The 16,061-nt window shown below is 37.5% G+C and carries 19 protein-coding genes and 2 pseudogenes; 7 read left to right on the forward strand and 14 right to left on the reverse strand.

Annotated elements, in window-relative coordinates; translation table 11 throughout:
- Window positions 1-41: 41 nt before the first annotated feature.
- From L323_RS34690 to L323_RS34730, 10 genes and pseudogenes are all read right to left on the reverse strand, one after another.
- Window positions 42-305 (reverse strand): hypothetical protein, encoded by a 264-nt coding sequence (locus tag L323_RS34690; RefSeq protein ID WP_020816273.1) that lies wholly within the window; start codon window positions 303-305, stop codon window positions 42-44.
- A 5-nt stretch (window positions 306-310) separates the two neighbouring features.
- Window positions 311-868 (reverse strand): ribosome recycling factor, encoded by a 558-nt coding sequence (gene frr / locus L323_RS34695; protein WP_020816274.1) that lies wholly within the window; start codon window positions 866-868, stop codon window positions 311-313.
- A 52-nt stretch (window positions 869-920) separates the two neighbouring features.
- Window positions 921-1,628 carry a UMP kinase gene (gene pyrH / locus L323_RS34700; RefSeq protein WP_020816275.1) on the reverse strand — a complete coding sequence of 236 codons (708 nt, stop codon included), beginning with the start codon at window positions 1,626-1,628 and terminating at the stop codon, window positions 921-923.
- Window positions 1,629-1,770: 142 nt separating this feature from the next.
- On the reverse strand, window positions 1,771-2,418 hold the full coding sequence (tsf, locus tag L323_RS34705; RefSeq protein ID WP_020816276.1) for a translation elongation factor Ts: 648 nt from the start codon (window positions 2,416-2,418) through the stop codon (window positions 1,771-1,773).
- A 122-nt stretch (window positions 2,419-2,540) separates the two neighbouring features.
- Window positions 2,541-3,296: a 30S ribosomal protein S2 gene (gene rpsB, locus L323_RS34710; RefSeq protein ID WP_020816277.1), complete on the reverse strand. Its 756-nt coding sequence runs from the start codon at window positions 3,294-3,296 to the stop codon at window positions 2,541-2,543.
- A gap of 146 nt (window positions 3,297-3,442) precedes the next feature.
- Window positions 3,443-4,180, reverse strand: coding sequence for an MATE family efflux transporter (locus tag L323_RS41750; RefSeq protein ID WP_242835306.1), 738 nt, complete (start codon window positions 4,178-4,180; stop codon window positions 3,443-3,445).
- Entirely contained in the window at window positions 4,161-4,826 is a 666-nt protein-coding gene (locus L323_RS41755) for an MATE family efflux transporter (RefSeq protein ID WP_242835307.1), read from the reverse strand. The genes L323_RS41750 and L323_RS41755 overlap by 20 nt, the downstream gene beginning before the upstream one ends.
- A gap of 126 nt (window positions 4,827-4,952) precedes the next feature.
- Window positions 4,953-5,330, reverse strand: a pseudogene (locus tag L323_RS34720) (sigma-70 family RNA polymerase sigma factor); the annotation flags it as partial.
- The gene (locus tag L323_RS34725) at window positions 5,320-6,978 is read right to left on the reverse strand and encodes a recombinase family protein (RefSeq protein WP_020816279.1); all 1,659 of its coding nucleotides are present in this window, start codon (window positions 6,976-6,978) and stop codon (window positions 5,320-5,322) included. The pseudogene L323_RS34720 and the gene L323_RS34725, both read right to left, overlap by 11 nt.
- 8 nt (window positions 6,979-6,986) lie before the next feature.
- Complete coding sequence (locus L323_RS34730) at window positions 6,987-7,175, reverse strand: hypothetical protein (RefSeq protein WP_020816280.1); 189 nt, start codon at window positions 7,173-7,175, stop codon at window positions 6,987-6,989.
- Between the two features lie 206 nt (window positions 7,176-7,381).
- Between L323_RS34730 and cooS the strand changes: the two genes are divergently transcribed.
- Genes cooS through L323_RS34745 form a run of 4 tightly spaced genes read left to right on the forward strand, consistent with a single transcriptional unit; the run spans window position 7,382 to window position 11,882 of the window.
- The gene (gene cooS / locus L323_RS34735; RefSeq protein WP_020816281.1) at window positions 7,382-9,373 is read left to right on the forward strand and encodes an anaerobic carbon-monoxide dehydrogenase catalytic subunit; all 1,992 of its coding nucleotides are present in this window, start codon (window positions 7,382-7,384) and stop codon (window positions 9,371-9,373) included.
- A 23-nt stretch (window positions 9,374-9,396) separates the two neighbouring features.
- Window positions 9,397-10,338 carry an ABC transporter substrate-binding protein gene (locus L323_RS34740; RefSeq protein WP_020816282.1) on the forward strand — a complete coding sequence of 314 codons (942 nt, stop codon included), beginning with the start codon at window positions 9,397-9,399 and terminating at the stop codon, window positions 10,336-10,338.
- A gap of 15 nt (window positions 10,339-10,353) precedes the next feature.
- Window positions 10,354-11,109, forward strand: coding sequence for an ABC transporter permease (locus L323_RS0120950; RefSeq protein WP_031342260.1), 756 nt, complete (start codon window positions 10,354-10,356; stop codon window positions 11,107-11,109).
- Window positions 11,110-11,111: 2 nt separating this feature from the next.
- Window positions 11,112-11,882 carry an ABC transporter ATP-binding protein gene (locus L323_RS34745; protein WP_020816283.1) on the forward strand — a complete coding sequence of 257 codons (771 nt, stop codon included), beginning with the start codon at window positions 11,112-11,114 and terminating at the stop codon, window positions 11,880-11,882.
- Here the strand turns inward: L323_RS34745 and L323_RS34750 are convergent.
- Window positions 11,842-12,258: a sigma-70 family RNA polymerase sigma factor gene (locus L323_RS34750; RefSeq protein ID WP_020816284.1), complete on the reverse strand. Its 417-nt coding sequence runs from the start codon at window positions 12,256-12,258 to the stop codon at window positions 11,842-11,844. The genes L323_RS34745 and L323_RS34750 overlap by 41 nt on opposite strands.
- A 109-nt stretch (window positions 12,259-12,367) precedes the next feature.
- The gene (locus L323_RS34755; RefSeq protein ID WP_020816285.1) at window positions 12,368-13,306 is read right to left on the reverse strand and encodes a DUF4825 domain-containing protein; all 939 of its coding nucleotides are present in this window, start codon (window positions 13,304-13,306) and stop codon (window positions 12,368-12,370) included.
- A gap of 190 nt (window positions 13,307-13,496) precedes the next feature.
- Here L323_RS34755 and L323_RS34760 point away from each other — a divergent pair, with 190 nt between their 5' ends.
- The 3 genes and pseudogenes from L323_RS34760 to L323_RS34765 all read left to right on the forward strand — a co-directional run.
- Window positions 13,497-13,709: a spore coat associated protein CotJA gene (locus tag L323_RS34760; RefSeq protein ID WP_020816286.1), complete on the forward strand. Its 213-nt coding sequence runs from the start codon at window positions 13,497-13,499 to the stop codon at window positions 13,707-13,709.
- Window positions 13,699-14,148 carry a spore coat protein CotJB gene (locus L323_RS40865; RefSeq protein ID WP_020816287.1) on the forward strand — a complete coding sequence of 150 codons (450 nt, stop codon included), beginning with the start codon at window positions 13,699-13,701 and terminating at the stop codon, window positions 14,146-14,148. Before L323_RS34760 ends, L323_RS40865 begins: the two co-directional genes overlap by 11 nt.
- 6 nt (window positions 14,149-14,154) lie before the next feature.
- Window positions 14,155-14,253: pseudogene (locus tag L323_RS34765) on the forward strand (manganese catalase family protein); the annotation flags it as partial.
- Window positions 14,254-14,262: 9 nt separating this feature from the next.
- On the opposite strand, the gene L323_RS34770 reads toward L323_RS34765, so the two are convergent.
- A complete protein-coding gene (locus L323_RS34770) occupies window positions 14,263-15,870 on the reverse strand; it encodes a recombinase family protein (protein WP_020816289.1) in 1,608 nt (535 codons plus the stop codon).
- Window positions 15,836-15,964: a hypothetical protein gene (locus tag L323_RS41940; protein WP_020816290.1), complete on the reverse strand. Its 129-nt coding sequence runs from the start codon at window positions 15,962-15,964 to the stop codon at window positions 15,836-15,838. Before L323_RS41940 ends, L323_RS34770 begins: the two co-directional genes overlap by 35 nt.
- Window positions 15,965-16,061 lie beyond the last annotated feature (97 nt).

Below are 16,061 nucleotides of genomic sequence, written 5' to 3' on the forward strand. Positions count from 1 at the left end.
TGCATAAAAAACGTAATGATTATTGCAAATAACCCCTCAATTTAGAGGGGTTTGCAAACAAGTATATTTAAACTTTTATTGTTAAGAGTCTTAACTCTTATTACTCTGAATGAATCATCATATTCAGTAATACTCATTTTAGGCGGCGATGAAATAAAAATACCGTCTATGGGATATCCTCTGTCACCGGCCGCTTTCAGTGCATCTCCCACTGTATATCCAATCAGGCTGTTACAGAAAAAGGTCATCTGAACCTCTTCATCACCTGTACAACCATAGCTTTCATGTATTTCCGTATAACCCAATTAAGTTATACCTCCATTATTTCCTTATCTTTAGCTTCAATAATCTTGTCAATGTCGGCAATATATCGGTCAGTAAGATTCTGTATATCCTTTTCTGCATCCTTTAAATCATCTTCTGTAATTTCGGCGCTCTTTTTCTTTGCCTTCATGTTTTCAATAGAATCTCTTCTGATTGATCTTATGGCAACTTTTGATTCTTCGCCTTCTTTTTTTGCCTGCTTTGTAAGTTCTTTACGTCTTTCTTCTGTTAATGCAGGAAAAACAAGCCTTATAACCTTACCGTCATTGTTAGGATTGATTCCTATATCAGACTTTTGAATTTCCTTTTCAATGTCTTTTAGCAGTTTTGCTTCCCATGGCTGAATTAAAATAACCCTGGCTTCAGGTACAGACACTGTTGCAATCTGCTGAATAGGAGTCGGTGCACCATAATAATCAATTGTGAGTTTATCCAATATTGCAGGATTCGCTCTTCCTGCTCTGATTCCAGCAAGATTGTCCTTTAATACATTTATGGTTTTTTTCATTTTTTCTTCGATTGGCTTGTAAAGTTCCTTATCCATAAATCTCCTCCTTAAATTAATAATTATATAATACATTTATTTATGAAGGATTTCAATATATTGTAGTACCAATCTCTTCACCTTTTACAGCTCTTATTATGTTATCCGGGTCATTTAGGCCGAAAACCAGTGTCGGAATTGCATTATCTTTACAAAATGAAGCGGCTGTCAGATCAATTGCACAAAGTCCTTTGTTCAGATATTCCTGATAACTAAGCTTGTTGTATTTTATAGCATTCGCATTCTTTGACGGGTCAGAATCATAAATTCCGTCTACATTCTTTGCCATTAATATTACTTCCGCATCTATCTCGGCTGCTCTTAATGCTGCCGCTGTGTCGGTTGAGAAATAAGGATTCCCCATTCCGCAAGCAAATATAACTATTCTTTTCTTTTCAAGATGCCTTACAGATTTTCTTCTTACATACGGTTCAGCAATTTGCCTCATCTCAATTGCAGTCTGAACTCTGACGGGAATATCTCTAGATTCAAGTGCATCCTGCAATCCAAGAGAATTAATTACTGTTGCAAGCATTCCCATATGGTCGGCAGTTGTTCTGTCCATACCTATTCCGCTTCTGCCTCTCCAGAAATTACCTCCACCTACTACAATAGCTATTTCAGCACCCATTTTATGCACTACTGATATTCTGTCACATATCTCGTTTACTGTATCGGTATCGATACCGTGTCCCTTATCACCGGCAAGTGCTTCTCCACTTATTTTTAACATTATTCTCTTATATTTTAGTTCACTCATGGATATTTCCCCCGTTCAATTCGTAATATATGTAATCATTGGGTGAATACATATCTGTAGTAAAATTGTTACATATTTTGAGTTAATTTTTCAAAAATGGCCCGAATAAAGGGAACATACAATAAATATGTTCCCTTTTATATTAACCATTTATTTGTTTCATTACTTCATCAGCAAAGTTTTCATCTTTCTTTTCGATACCTTCGCCTCTTTCAAATCTTGCAAACCTTCTGATTGAAATATTTTCTCCGATATGAGCTATCTTTTCAGTCAATAACTGTCCAACTGTCATATCTGGATCTTTTATAAATGATTGTTCCAACAAACAGTTTTCAGCGTAGAACTTTTCAATTCTGCCTTCAACCATTTTATCTATAATCTTTTCAGGTTTTCCTTCGTTTCTTGCCTGAGCTCTTAATATTTCCTTTTCGCTTTCAATTACTGAAGCAGGAACATCTTCTTTCTTAACATATTCAGGCTTGCTTGCAGCTATCTGCATTGCAACATCCTTAACGAACTGTTTGAATTCGTCTCCTCTTGCAGCAAAATCTGTTTCAATATTTACTTCAACAAGAACACCAATTCTTCCATCGCCATGTATATATGCCTCAACCAAACCTTCAGCAGCAATTCTTCCAGCTTTCTTAGCTGCGGCAGATAGGCCCTTTTCTCTCAACAATTCAATAGCTTTTTCAGTATCTCCGTTTGCATCATTGAGTGCTCTTTTGCAGTCCATCATTCCTGCTCCGGTTCTTTCGCGGAGCTGCTTTACCATTTCAGCAGTAATCATCTTTGAATCCTCCAAACCGTATTATCCTATATTAAAATAAGACTAATATTTAATTATCGTTTTATTGTAAACATAAGGATATTATCAGGCTATGCCTGATAATATACCCTTTTTTAATCAAATTATTCTGCTGCTACAGCTTCTTGTGCTTCTTCAGCAACTTCAGCAGTTTCAGCAGGAGTTTCTGAAAGTTGTTCTCCCTGACGTCCTTCTATAACAGCATCAGCCATTTTAGCAGCAATAAGCTTAACAGCTCTGATTGCATCGTCATTACCAGGAATTACAAAATCAACTTCATCAGGATCACAGTTTGTATCAACAATAGCTACAACCGGGATACCAAGTCTCTTTGCTTCAAGAATAGCATTTCTTTCCTTCCTTGGGTCAACAACAAACATTGCACCAGGAAGCTTCTTCATGTTCTTGATTCCGCCAAGGTTCTTTTCAAGATCAGCCATTTCCTTCTTCAGCTTGCTAACTTCCTTCTTAGGAAGAACTTCAAAAGTTCCGTCTGCTTCCATAGCAGTCAGCTGGTTCAATCTGTTAATTCTCTTTGTAATAGTCTTGAAGTTTGTAAGCATTCCGCCCAACCATCTGTTGTTTACAAAGAACTGTCCGCTTCTTTCAGCTTCTTCCTTGATTGAATCCTGTGCTTGTTTCTTAGTTCCAACGAACAATACATCCTGTCCGTTCATAGCTACTTCTCTGATGAAGAAGTATGCATCGTCAACCTTTTTTACTGTTTTCTGAAGGTCTATGATGTATATACCGTTACGCTCTGTAAAGATATATTCTGCCATCTTAGGGTTCCATCTTCTAGTCTGATGACCAAAGTGAACACCTGCCTCCAATAGTTGTTTCATTGAAATAACTGCCATAATATAAACACCTCCGTTAAAGTTAATACCTCCGCATTCGTGTTTGATCGGACCTGTCCGACACCTTAACTTAAAAATGCGTGTGTATTTTGCCGTTTGCTAGTATAACACATTGAAAAGTATTTATCAATCTTTTTAATGATTTTTTAAGAAGATACCTCACTATTTGTTTTTGGTAAATATTTTTCATACCGCCTTGCAGCTACTCGTCCCAGAAACGGAATTCCCCTTGTTAACCAGTCAAAGCACCATGCTATCCATATTCCCATAAGTCCAAGGCCTGTAAACCTTACTAACATATAGCCCCCAAAAACCCTTATAACCCACATGCTCATTATGGAAATGACCGTTACAAATACAACATCCCTTGTACTTCTCAGACATGCCGGCAGGAGAAAAGCCGCCGGCCAGAAAACCGGTATACATATAAGTGTAAGATATGTTATATGCAATGCAAGGCTTGCCACATCAGGTGCAGGTGAATAAAGTTTCAGAAAATGGTGTACAAACGGGAAGAATACCAGAGAAACAGCACCCAGTAGCACCATTGTATAAACCATTAGCTTTTTTATAATCTTGTTTAAATCTTCTTTTAATCCTGCTCCGGCATAGTGGCCTACAACTGTTACGGCTACTATTGTTATTGCATTCCCTGGTATGTTCAGCAGTGAGTTTGTAGAGCTTGCAATACTATTCGCAGCAAGTGCGGAGGTTCCCAAGGATGCCACTATTGTTTGCACCAGAAGCTTTCCTCCGTTAAAGACAAGACTGTCTATCCCTGCCGGAAGTCCTATATATAAAACAGGCTTTAATATTTTTGAAGTTATTTTGAATGAGCCGTGAAAAATATCCAAATGATGTGACTTAAATAACGAATATCCCACAATGATTGCTCCAGTTAGTCGGGCACAAATCAAGCCAATTCCGGCTCCAAGTACTCCGAAATGAAATACAAAAATCAACAGGGCTCCCACCAAAAAAATTAACCAAATTTGATGCAACAACCGCAAACATTGATGCCCTGAAATTATTACTTGCCCTTAATATACCCGTACATACGTCAAAGAATCCAAGTATTGGATACGATATAGCTGAACAAATCATGTATGTTCTGGCAGCCAATTTAACGGAGTTTTCAGCATCTCCAAAAAGGAAATTTATTATTTGGTTTCCAAATATGTAGAGACCAAGTCCAGCTATTGTAGACATTAAAAGGACAGCGGTAATTGCCTGAGCCGCAGTCTTTGAAGCGTCTTTCCTGTTTGATGCTCCCAAATGCTGTGCTATAGTAACTGTTGCACCTGTGGATACAGCCACAAACAGATTCATAACTACAAAATTGATAGAATCTACTATCCCTACTGCTGATACTGCAAATGCCCCTAATCCGCTAACCATCATAGTGTTTACTACACCTATTGCCGTAGAAAGAAACTGTTCGGTCAGAGCAGGAAAAAAGAGGCGTAATAAATCCTTTTTGGTATACAAAGTATTATCACGGCCTTTTGTAATGTAATCAATTTTCGACATTTTTCACATATATTCTAACTCTGAAAACCATTATGTGCAACTTTTGAAAACCAGTATACAAACTTATATTTTCAATTTGAGCCATGATATTTGGTTATTGCTGTCGTTACATCCAAAAGGCTGCCATTAATGGCAGCCCTCCGGTTTTAGCTCTTTACTTAATTTCTTTATTGCTTTCTTTTCAATTCTTGATACGTACGATCTGGAGATTCCCAACATTTTAGCTATCTCTCTCTGGGTTTTACTTGAACCGTTAAGGAGTCCATATCTTAATTCCAAGACTACCTTTTCTCTGTTTTTCAAAGTGCCTTTCATTTTACTGTACAGCTTCTTAACCTGCATTTTTAATTCAACTTCATCAACTACGGACTCGGAGTCATTACTGATTAGGTCAATTAATGTTATTTCATTTCCCTCTTTATCGACACCTATTGGGTCTTGCAAAGAAACCTCATTCTGAATTTTCTTGGATGCTCTGATTTGCATTAGAATCTCATTTGCAATCCTTACACTCCGGTAACATTTTACTGCGTTTAAGCCTAACTTTTACCTGTCTGCCATCCCATGCAATAAGTTCGATTGCACTTTTTAAAAGCTCTCTCTTTTCCTTTATATCCATTAGATTCATAATGCAGTAACCAGGGTTTGACAGCATTTGTATGATTTTTTCTTCGTTGGCTTCTTCAATGTCCTTCTTTTCAGGAACACCATCCAACTGTTTGATTCTGTTTGCATATATATTAATGTCTTTTGATATATTCTCCATACGCTTTAATATCAATAATTGTACCTTTTCGTCTGCTTGTTTGGATGCAAGTCTTATAAGGTTCTCCATTTCTGTTTCTGCTACAGTGAGTTTGCCTTTTATCAGCTTGATTTCAGGATTTCGAGCAGTCTGTGTGTTATCATTCAGGGTCAACAATAAGCTGGGGTCAACTGCCGGATAATAGTCTTTTACGATGCTGACTAGCCTTTCAAGTACTAAGGAGTCCAATAGATTACCATTAATATTTGGAGTATCACAGCGTGTTTTGTTACTTTTCTCCTTTAATTCACAAATATAGTAATAAACCCTCTTCCCTTCAGAATCCAGCCTTGACATTATTTTAGGTCTCATATAGCTTCCGCAGTTTTCACATTTTAGTATCCCCGACAGCAGAGCACTGGTATTCTTAACATTCCTATAGGCTTTTGTTTTATTTCTTTGCAACAATTTCTGAACTTCTATCCATTTACCTGACGGTATTATCCCCGGATGCATTCCTACAGCTATTACCCAATCCTTTGGATCTCTGTACTTTTCTCCTAGTGTGTTCTTCCCCTGCCTTGTTTTGTTGTAGGCCATAAGACCGTTAACACCGTTGAATTCCTTTATATCTGAGTATATCTCATACCCTTGCGAGGATAAATAGTGGTATAAAGTCTCATCAGCAATTGCATAAACGGGATTTGTAAGTAAAAATCGCAGGGAGAACCTAGAAAAATCCACCCCGTTTTTTGTTGTTAGCCTGTTTTCAAGAAGGCTTTTTTCTACCTTTGTTATTGATTTGGAAATAATATATTTATCGTAAATATCTTTTACAAGCTCTGCTTCCTCAGGTATAATTTTAAGCCTGAAAATTCTGGTTTGCTTCAAAGACAAGTCCTTTTTATTCAACATTTCGGATTTATAGCCTGTGGGAGTAACACCTCCAAGCCATCTTCCTGTTTTTGCAAGTTGCAGCATGTTATCTCTGATTCTTTCTGCAATGGTCTCTCTTTCCAGCTGGGAAAATACCGATGCTATATACATCATGGCCCTCCCCATTGGCTTTGTTGTATCAAACTGTTCCTTAACAGAAATAAAGCTTACGTTATATTTTTCAAGTTCATTTATCAACTGTGAAAAATCAGATACGTTTCTGCTTATACGATCCAGCCTGTAGCAAATTACTATATCTATTTTTCTGCTCCGTGCTTCCCGCATCATTTGCTTGAACTCCGGTCTGTTTGTATTCCCTCCTGAAAACCCCTCATCTTCAAAAATTACAAATTCGTTTTCCGATAGTCCAATATTGTTTATGGCATATTCCTTGCACATTTGAATCTGATTTTCTATACTCTCTCCTCTCCCGGTAAACCTGCTTTTTCTTGAATAGATAGCAACCCGCATAAATAACATCACCTGATTTCTTTTATTATTTTTCTAAATATACAAGACATTTGTTTATTAGGAATATCTAAATTAATCAGATGTTGTATTATAAATTCACCATATGCTCTTCCTATTTCATTTTTAAAACACATCTTTTGTTCATTAGTCTCAGGAGTAAAAATAACAATTTCATATTCCTTTTTTCGCTTCCCCATCTTTGAACTCCCTGATTTACTCGCTGTTTAACTATATGACAGTACTACTCGTACAAATGTGTTTCACAAAATTCTTTCTAATTACATAGTATTTATATATGAATTATATAAAATTATCATTGACTTTTTATTATTTGCTTATTATAATCAATTTCATACTATTTTTACCTGAATTCTATGAATTATTTAAGGGGAGAGCGATAATAATGGATTTTAGATATCATCACGCTAAATTTGATCATTCAGAAAATCATCACCATAATGATTCCGGCTGCAATGATTATGCAACTGCCGTAGCTGAATACAGAAAAAGTTTTGCTTCTAAAAAGGATGTTCTTGAACAAACACCCGACCCTGCCGTTAAAGCTATGCTTTTACATATGGAAGAAAAAGGGTGTGAAACTGTTTTTGACAGATTTGATGCTCAGAAGCCCCAGTGCAGCTTTGGTCTTGCAGGAGTTTGCTGCAGAATATGCAACATGGGGCCGTGTAAAATTACTAAAAAGAGTCCAAAAGGGGTTTGTGGGGCTGATGCTGACGTAATTGTTGCAAGGAATATTCTAAGAAGCGTAGCTGCCGGCGCCGCAGAGCACGGTGCAAGAGGACGTGAAAGCATGCTGGCTTTGAAGTACGCCTCTGAAGATAGAATCAATATTCCTATCGAGGGAGAAAGCAAAATATTAGCCACAGCCAAGACATTCGGACTTGAAACTGAAAATAAAAGCACTAAGGAACTGGCAGGGTTAATTGCTGATATTCTTCTGGAGGATTTGTCCAGAACTGTTCCCGGCCCTCACCGTACCCTTAACGCATTTGCTTCAAATGAACGTATTAAAGTATGGAGTGATCTTGATATTCTTCCTATCAGTCCTTACCACGAAGTTTTTGAGAGTCTTAACAGAACAGGTACGGGAAACGACAGTGATTGGAATAATATTATGAAGCAAATGCTGCGTACAGGTGTAGCCTTTGCATGGTCCTGTGTTCTTGGGTCATCTATTGCTATGGACAGTCTGTTCGGACTTCCTGTCAGAAGTACTTCAAAAGTTAATATAGGTGCTTTGGAAAAAGGTTATGTTAACATAGGAATTCATGGTCACTCTCCGGTTTTGGTAAGTGAAATCGTGAAGCTTGGTAACTCAGATGAATTCCAAGAGCTTGCAAGGCAAAACGGTGCCTTGGGAATCAAGTTCTACGGTATTTGCTGTTCCGGACTTTCCGCAATGTACAGATATGGCGGAGTTATTCCTCTTTCAAATGCTATAGGAGCTGAACTTGTTCTGGGAACAGGGGCCTTGGATTTATGGATAGCTGATGTCCAGGATGTTTTTCCTTCTATTATGGAGGTTGCAAGCTGTTTTAAAACAACTGTGGTTACCACAAATGATTCTGCAAGACTTCCCGGTGCCGAACATTACGGTTTTGACCACCACCACTCTAATATGAATCAGACTGCCGAGCTTGCAACGAAGATACTAAACAGGGCAATTGAGAGTTTTACCCAGCGACGAGAGGTTCCTGTTTATATTCCGCCTTATGAGATTGAAGCGGAAGTAGGTTTTTCCGTTGAATATATTAACAAACATTACGGAAGCGTAAAGCCTATTTCAGAAGCACTGAAAAGCGGAAAAATTCTTGGTATTGTTAACCTGGTTGGCTGCAACAACCCACGTATTGTTTATGAAAAAGCCATTGTTGAGCTTACAGACATTCTTTTAGAGAATAATGTTCTGGTTCTGACTAACGGGTGTGCCTCCTTCCCGCTAATGAAGCTTGGATATTGCTCTACTGCTGCTTTGGAGCGTACAGGTGATAATTTGAAAGGATTTTTGAAGGAGCTTCCCCCTGTATGGCACATGGGCGAATGTTTGGATAATGCAAGAGCATCCGCACTTTTCAAGGCTGTGGCTGAGGCTTCGGATATTTACATCAAGGATATGCCTTATGCTTTTGCCAGTCCGGAATGGTCTAACGAAAAAGGTATCTGTGCGGCTCTTAGTTTCAGATTGCTGGGGATTGATTCTTATCACTGTGTATATACACCGACCCAAGGCTCAGATAATGTTACAGAATTTATGAGTAATGGAACCAAGGATATTCTGGGTTCAAGAATGATTGTTAATGTTAATCACACTGAATTGGCAAATGAGATTGTCAATAACCTCAAGGAGCAGAGAAAAGCCCTGGGATGGGATTAAAATGATTTTATGGAGGGATAACTATGAATTTTAAAAAGTTTATTGCAGCAGCTTTGGTGTTGGGACTAATTACAGGTACTGCGGCCTGTGGAAAATCTGCAGAAGATGTAAAAACCGTAAAAATAGCCTACCTGCCTTTAACACATGCCCTTCCTGTGTTTGTAGAAAATGAATTACAGGATAAGGCAGGGCAAAAATATAAAATTGAACTTATCAAGTATGGATCCTGGCCTGAATTGATGGATGCCTTGAACACGGGTCATGTTGACGGTGCTTCAGTACTTATAGAGCTTGCCATGAAAGCAAAGGAACAGGGTGTTGGAGTTAAGGCGGTAGCACTTGGACATAAAGATGGAAACGTAATTGTTGCTTCCAAAAACATTAAAAGTGTTTCGGATTTAAAAGGAAAGAAATTTGCAATTCCACACAGACAATCCTCACATAACATCCTTTTGGGACAAATGCTCAAAAATGCGGGACTTTCCTACAAGGATGTAAATATAGTTGAGCTTCCCCCTCCTGAAATGCCAGCAGCTCTTGCTCAAGGTCAAATAGCCGGATATAGTGTTGCCGAGCCATTTGGTGCAAAGTCTGTGGCTTTAAGCACAGGAAAAGTACTATTTGAATCAAATGAACTATGGAAGGATTCCATTTGCTGCTCTCTTGTATTGTCCGACAAATTTATCAGCAGTAACAAGGATGCGACAAAAGAGGTTGTATCCAATTATAGAGAAGCAGGCGAATACATCGGTTCTCACAAGGATGAGGCAAATACTATTGCAAAGAAATATCTTAATCTTGACGACAAGGTTCTGGATCTATCCATGAAATGGATTTCATACAATGATCTGGAGATTACAAGAGAAGCATATGACAGTCTTACTTCTAAAATCAAGGAATTCGGGATATCTTCAAATCCTCCGGCTTATGATGATTTTGTAGATTCGAGCCTTTCCGGCAAATAGAATGGAGAATAATTCATGAAGAAACTGATTCATATTCTAGTATCATTCGCATTATTATTGATTTTATGGCAGGTAGCCGTGTGGTTTGGACACTGGAATCAAGCTCTACTTCCCTCTCCCCTTGATGTTGCAAAGGGATTTGGAGAGCTTATTTCAAAAGGAACTCTTTTTACGGGTGTAAAGGCCAGTATGTACAGATTTTTTGTAGGATATCTTCTGGCTGCCCTTACGGGGGTTACTCTGGGGCTAATTCTGGGTTGGTTCAGAAATGCATGGAGCTTTGTTAATCCTGTTGCACAACTGATAAGACCTATTTCACCGATAGCATGGTTTCCTTTTATTGTACTTCTATTTGGAATTGGCGATCTTCCTGCCATTATCATAATTTTCATTGCAGCATTCTTTCCTATACTTTTAACTACTGTAAACGCTGTAGAAAAGGTTGACCAGATATATATTAAGGTCGCAAAGAACTTTGGAATAAAGCAACCTCATCTATTGACAAAAATAATTCTGCCTTCCGCTTTTCCTGTCATTGCTTCAGGTCTACATATAGCTTTGGGAACAGCGTGGGTGTTTCTGGTGGCAGGCGAAATGGTTGGAGCTCAGACAGGATTAGGCTTTATGATTATTGATGCAAGAAACAATCTAAGAGCAGATTTATTACTGGCAGGAATATTATCCATCGGGCTTATAGGACTTATTTTAGATAGTTTGATTGGCCTAGCGGAGAAACAGCTCTTGAAAAGATGGGGAGTTATTGGGAGGTAACAATGTTCATTGATATTAAGGATGTTTCAAAGGAATATTTGCAAAAAAATTCAACTTTCAAAGCCTTGGACCACGTATCTTTGCAAATTGAAAAGGGAGAGTTTTTGTGCCTGCTAGGCCCAAGCGGCTGTGGTAAGACTACACTTTTAAATTCCGTCGCAGGCTTTGAAAAGGTTAATAGTGGAAGTATACAAATAGACGGTAAACAGGTCTTGGAACCTTCCATCAGCAATGTAACCATTTTTCAGAATTATGGTCTTCTGCCTTGGAGGACGGTACAAAAAAATGTTGAGTTGGGTTTGGAAAGTAAAAAACTCTCCAAAAAGGAAAGACACGATATCGCCAGTAAATACATTGATTTAGTGGGACTTTCAAACTTCAGCAAAAGTCATCCATCTCAGTTATCTGGCGGTATGCAGCAGCGTGTTGCAATAGCCCGTGCTCTGGCTGTTGATCCTGAAATAATTTTTATGGATGAGCCTTTCGGTGCCTTGGATGCATTAACAAGGCTAAAAATGCAGGATGAAATCTCAAATATATGGGAACAGCAGAAAAAGACTATTATTTTTGTAACTCACGATATTGAAGAAGCTGTTTTCCTCGCAGACAGGATTGTTATTATGACGCCTAATCCCGGAAGAATAAAATCAATAATCAGTGTTCCATTGGCAAGAAAACGTGACCGAACAAGTCATGATTTTTTAAAAATCCGTGACAGGGTATTCTCTGAATTTAATATGAAAAACCCTGATAAGACAGAATATTATATTTAACATATATAGAATGTTTCCGCAGTGTTAGAATTGCATTTTCTATGCATCTGGCAGCATAGGTTGCAAGACGGGTTCCCTTATCCATGTTGAATGTAGATATTGCCTTAATCAAACCTATTGTACCTATTGAGATAAGGTCATCACTGTCGCTGCCGCACGAACCGTATTTTTTTACTATGTGTGCAACAAGCCTCAAGTTTCTTTCGATAAGAATATTTCTTGCTTCCTCACTACCATTTTTGTATGCCTCAACATAGTATTGTTCCTCCTCCGGCTTTAAAGGCTGGGGGAAGGAATTCACATTTGATACGTAGCCAATCATTACGAAAAAATTGCTTAATACATCAAAGATTGTAGAAAATAGTATATCTATCAAGCAAGGCACCCCCTATGATAATGAAGTAATTAATACCTCAAAAATAGTGTACCTTTCCATTCTATGATTAAATATAACAAATAATGCGTGTCCAATTATATATTTATTTTTATTTTACATCTGCCACGGCATTGGCATTTTCTTCTATAGTATATATTAATCCGTCCTTGTTAATACGAAGTGTTTGTTCCGCAATCTTAATCCCTTGGTTTAGCGCTTCAATTTTAACAATAATTTTATCGGCTTTTAAACTTGTGTCATCGCCTGCCAGAGGGCTCCAATAAATAGGTGTATTCTCTTCAACTGTCAGGGTCTTACCCTTATTTTCGGAACTACTGTCGCTGATTAGTTTGCCATCTGTAGCTGTATATCTTATATTATCTGCTTTCCCCTCATAGGTAGACATAATTTTCAAGCCAATTACACTGGACATGGTAGGAGAATATTTTTTCATTGAATGTATAATAAGATTGTCATTATTTAATTTAATCGCAAAGTCGCCAAACTTGTTTTTATCCTTTGAATATTCTTTCAAATCTTCATTATAGTCTTTTTGTACTTCTGCTCTGGTTAATTTGTATTCAGCCGGTCCGTTATTGGTATGACATATATAGGTAAGGTTGTCCAGATTTTCTATGAGACAAAACATCATTGCAGCATTTCTTTTAAGAGCAAGCTTCAATCGCTCTTCATTTTCTATTTTTGCCTTTTGGTAATCCCCTTCGACTAAATTCTGAAAATCATAGTTAACTGTTGCCCCATAAGGGATTTTTTCAGTTTGAAGTGATACCTCTCCTCTATAGTTCCCAAATTGTAGGTTGTCTATAATATGTAAAACCTTACTGTTGTTTCCTACGTAGGGAGTTTTGTTTTCAAATAAGTAATCTGCATTGTAAACTTGTCCGCTTACATTTATCTTTGTACTATTGTTAGAATCAATAGTGCCGGGAGTATTCCCTTTTGTAGCAAATACTAAAACAATTACTAAAGCAAAAACACATGTAATAGAAACAAGAACTGTCACAACTTTTTTTGCAGACTTTTTCAAAGCAGCTTCCCCCTCATAAAAAACTGATGTATTTTATATTAAATATTACACTTGTAAGATATTTCCTGTCAAGAAATACTTTACCCCTAACGCATAATGTAAATTATTAAATTTTATGTAACTTAAATATTTGTTTATTCATATCCTAAGATAGAGGAAGTTATTCGTTTTATTTGAAAGGAGAAGAATAATGGATGACTTAGTAAATGAATACAATTATCAGGAAAGAGACAAAAGTGCTATAAAACCCTTTAATCCTTCTAAAATAGCTCTTGCTATGGCATTTGTTCCTGCACAGCTTTGGGAAACACCTTATGATGTAAATGAAGGACTAGACAGAGGTACTCTTTTCCCGTCACTTGACAAGCCTTTCTTGGGAGGGGGAAACAGGTATGAATACTAACATGGGTATGGACGGTATGGACCATATGGGTGGTATGGACCACATGGGTGGCATGGGCCAAATGGGTGGCATGGGCCAAATGGGTGGCATGGGCCAAATGGGTGACATGGGCCAAATGGGAAGTATGGATGATTGCGGCAATATGGGCAATATGGGTATGACAAGCGGTATGAAGCCTATGAATGAGAGGGAAGCATTGCTTTGGAAGGTTCAGGCGTATGAATTTGCCTGTATAGAAGTAGGCTTGTTTCTCAATACAAATCCCAACGATAAGACAGCGCTGGCATATTTTAAACAGTACCGTGACATGAAAAACCAGTTAGAATCTGAATTTACAAAAAGGTTTGGCCCACTTACCGCTACTCACATGGATAATGATTTATCTACATGGAAATGGATTGAGAATCCATGGCCGTGGGAAATCGGACGGGAGGTGTAATAATCTATGTGGATTTATGAAAAGAAATTGGAGTACCCGGTAAAAATAACCAGACCAAATGCAGCTCTTGCTAAAGTTATAATAACTCAGCTTGGCGGGCCGGATTTCAAGTTTTTATAAATTAAAAGTATATTCAAATTCGAGAGAATAATTGTCATATATATATATCTTGTTTATTAACTTTCTAATTATTTCATACTGAAATTCCGGTTCCGTATTATGTAAATTGACTATTATTTCTTTCACCTTGTTTATTAACTCTAAAGAACTTGATTCAACAGGTGTTAAATTTATTCTTTCAAGTTTACTTTCCAGTGAGAGCTTTTGACGGCGAAGCTCATCCAACCGTGTTTTGTATTCCTCTATGGTTATTACTTCTTCTTCGTATGCTGTCTGTTCTCTTCTCATTGCATTTGCAACTACTTGAAGCTTGTCTTGAAGCCGCTGATGTTCCATTTTTTCTCTTGTAAATCCTGTGTCGTAAAGGAACTGTTTCTTATTAATTTTTTCATCCAATTTGTCGTAGGACAAAAGAATATCCTTTACCGTTTCAATTACCTTTTTTTCAATAATATCCATATGGTAATTAGCCTTACTGTTCCCGCAGACCCCGGATGTCTTTCTGTCAAAGTAATAGTAATAGTAATCCTCCTGAGTTCTTTCTGACTTGTTTTTTAACTTTGTCTCCTTTTTAGGAAACCTTCCACCGTATAATTTACTGCCGCAGGATCCGCAGTAAACCAGCCCTGATAAAAGGTACTTCTTCGTGCAACTCCATTCTTTTAGTTCTTTTTGTTTTTTATCTTGAATAAACTGCAGAATTCTATCAAATTTTTCTTTGGTAATTAGCGGTTGATGAGTATTTTCCCTCACTATCCATTGTTCACGGGGTCTTACCATTCTTTTTGCCTTACCCGTATCATCACGTACTGTCAAAGTTATGTTGTACATGGTTATACCAAGGTATACAGGGTTTGTCAGAATCGCATATATGGAATTGGTACTCCAATTGGCGTTTCCCCTGTTTGTCCTTATTCCTTGTGAGTTGAGATATTTGCATATTTTAAGCCTCCCCCAACCTTCAAGAAATTTATCGACTATCAATCTATATATCTCTGCAGTTAAAGGATTTATAACAAGATGCTGTCCGTCAGGAGACAGCATGTACCCGAAGGCGGGTGTTGGTACATTTGTTTTTCCTTCACGTGCCTTTATCATCTGTGTTATTTTAACTCTTGACCCGGTTACTTTTCTCTCCTTCTGCGCAAGTCCCGCATGTATTATTAAAAGAAACTCATCATCGTCAGTCCTGCTGTCATAACCTTCTTTTATTGAAATAAAAAAAGCACCTTGATTTGCAAGGCTCCTTTTAAGTTCAATTATGTCAAGTATGTCACGTGAGGTTCTGGATATTTCTTTTGACACAATTCCTTTTATTTTTCCTGATGAAATATCGTTTTTCATCCTTACCATTTCCTGCCTTAAGTAACTGTACGCACCGGTTTTCATGTCTATGTAAAAATCAACTATTTTATAACCATTAACACTTGCCCATTCCGCTATATATTTTTTTTGATTTTCAATTGAAGTTATTTGACTATCCTTTTTAGTAGATATTCGTATGTATCCTCCTACTTCCAAACCGACTTCTCCTATGGAATTCCTGATATCATTGTACTGTTCAAATTTATTTGCAATAACCAGAGGAGGAATATACTCCATTTTCTTTTTCACCCCTTGAATTTATTGTTTTTTCTTCTAAGGCTCTTTTAATAAGAATTTCAATAACTTCATCAAGTATTTCCTTTTTGGTCATAAACTCACCCCATGTTTATAATATGGGTGGTAAACCGTTTTTGTGAATAAGGTTATTCAGACAAAAAAACTCTGAAGCGATTTTAGCCGCTTCAGAG

Source organism: Ruminiclostridium papyrosolvens C7, assembly GCF_000421965.1.
GTDB classification, from domain to species: Bacteria; Bacillota; Clostridia; order Acetivibrionales; family DSM-1351; genus Ruminiclostridium; species Ruminiclostridium papyrosolvens_A.

Bases quoted from the DNA above. Each gene is read 5' to 3' on its own strand.
- frr (WP_020816274.1), bottom strand. From the start codon at position 868: ATGGATAAGGAACTTTACAAGCCAATCGAAGAAAAAATGAAAAAAACC.
- pyrH (WP_020816275.1), bottom strand. From the start codon at position 1,628: ATGAGTGAACTAAAATATAAGAGAATAATGTTAAAAATAAGTGGAGAA.
- tsf (WP_020816276.1), bottom strand. From the start codon at position 2,418: ATGATTACTGCTGAAATGGTAAAGCAGCTCCGCGAAAGAACCGGAGCA.
- rpsB (WP_020816277.1), bottom strand. From the start codon at position 3,296: ATGGCAGTTATTTCAATGAAACAACTATTGGAGGCAGGTGTTCACTTT.
- L323_RS41755 (WP_242835307.1), bottom strand. From the start codon at position 4,826: ATGTCGAAAATTGATTACATTACAAAAGGCCGTGATAATACTTTGTAT.
- L323_RS34725 (WP_020816279.1), bottom strand. From the start codon at position 6,978: ATGCGGGTTGCTATCTATTCAAGAAAAAGCAGGTTTACCGGGAGAGGA.
- L323_RS34730 (WP_020816280.1), bottom strand. From the start codon at position 7,175: ATGGGGAAGCGAAAAAAGGAATATGAAATTGTTATTTTTACTCCTGAG.
- cooS (WP_020816281.1), top strand. From the start codon at position 7,382: ATGGATTTTAGATATCATCACGCTAAATTTGATCATTCAGAAAATCAT.
- L323_RS34740 (WP_020816282.1), top strand. From the start codon at position 9,397: ATGAATTTTAAAAAGTTTATTGCAGCAGCTTTGGTGTTGGGACTAATT.
- L323_RS0120950 (WP_031342260.1), top strand. From the start codon at position 10,354: ATGAAGAAACTGATTCATATTCTAGTATCATTCGCATTATTATTGATT.
- L323_RS34745 (WP_020816283.1), top strand. From the start codon at position 11,112: ATGTTCATTGATATTAAGGATGTTTCAAAGGAATATTTGCAAAAAAAT.
- L323_RS34760 (WP_020816286.1), top strand. From the start codon at position 13,497: ATGGATGACTTAGTAAATGAATACAATTATCAGGAAAGAGACAAAAGT.
- L323_RS40865 (WP_020816287.1), top strand. From the start codon at position 13,699: ATGAATACTAACATGGGTATGGACGGTATGGACCATATGGGTGGTATG.
- L323_RS34770 (WP_020816289.1), bottom strand. From the start codon at position 15,870: ATGGAGTATATTCCTCCTCTGGTTATTGCAAATAAATTTGAACAGTAC.
- L323_RS41940 (WP_020816290.1), bottom strand. From the start codon at position 15,964: ATGACCAAAAAGGAAATACTTGATGAAGTTATTGAAATTCTTATTAAA.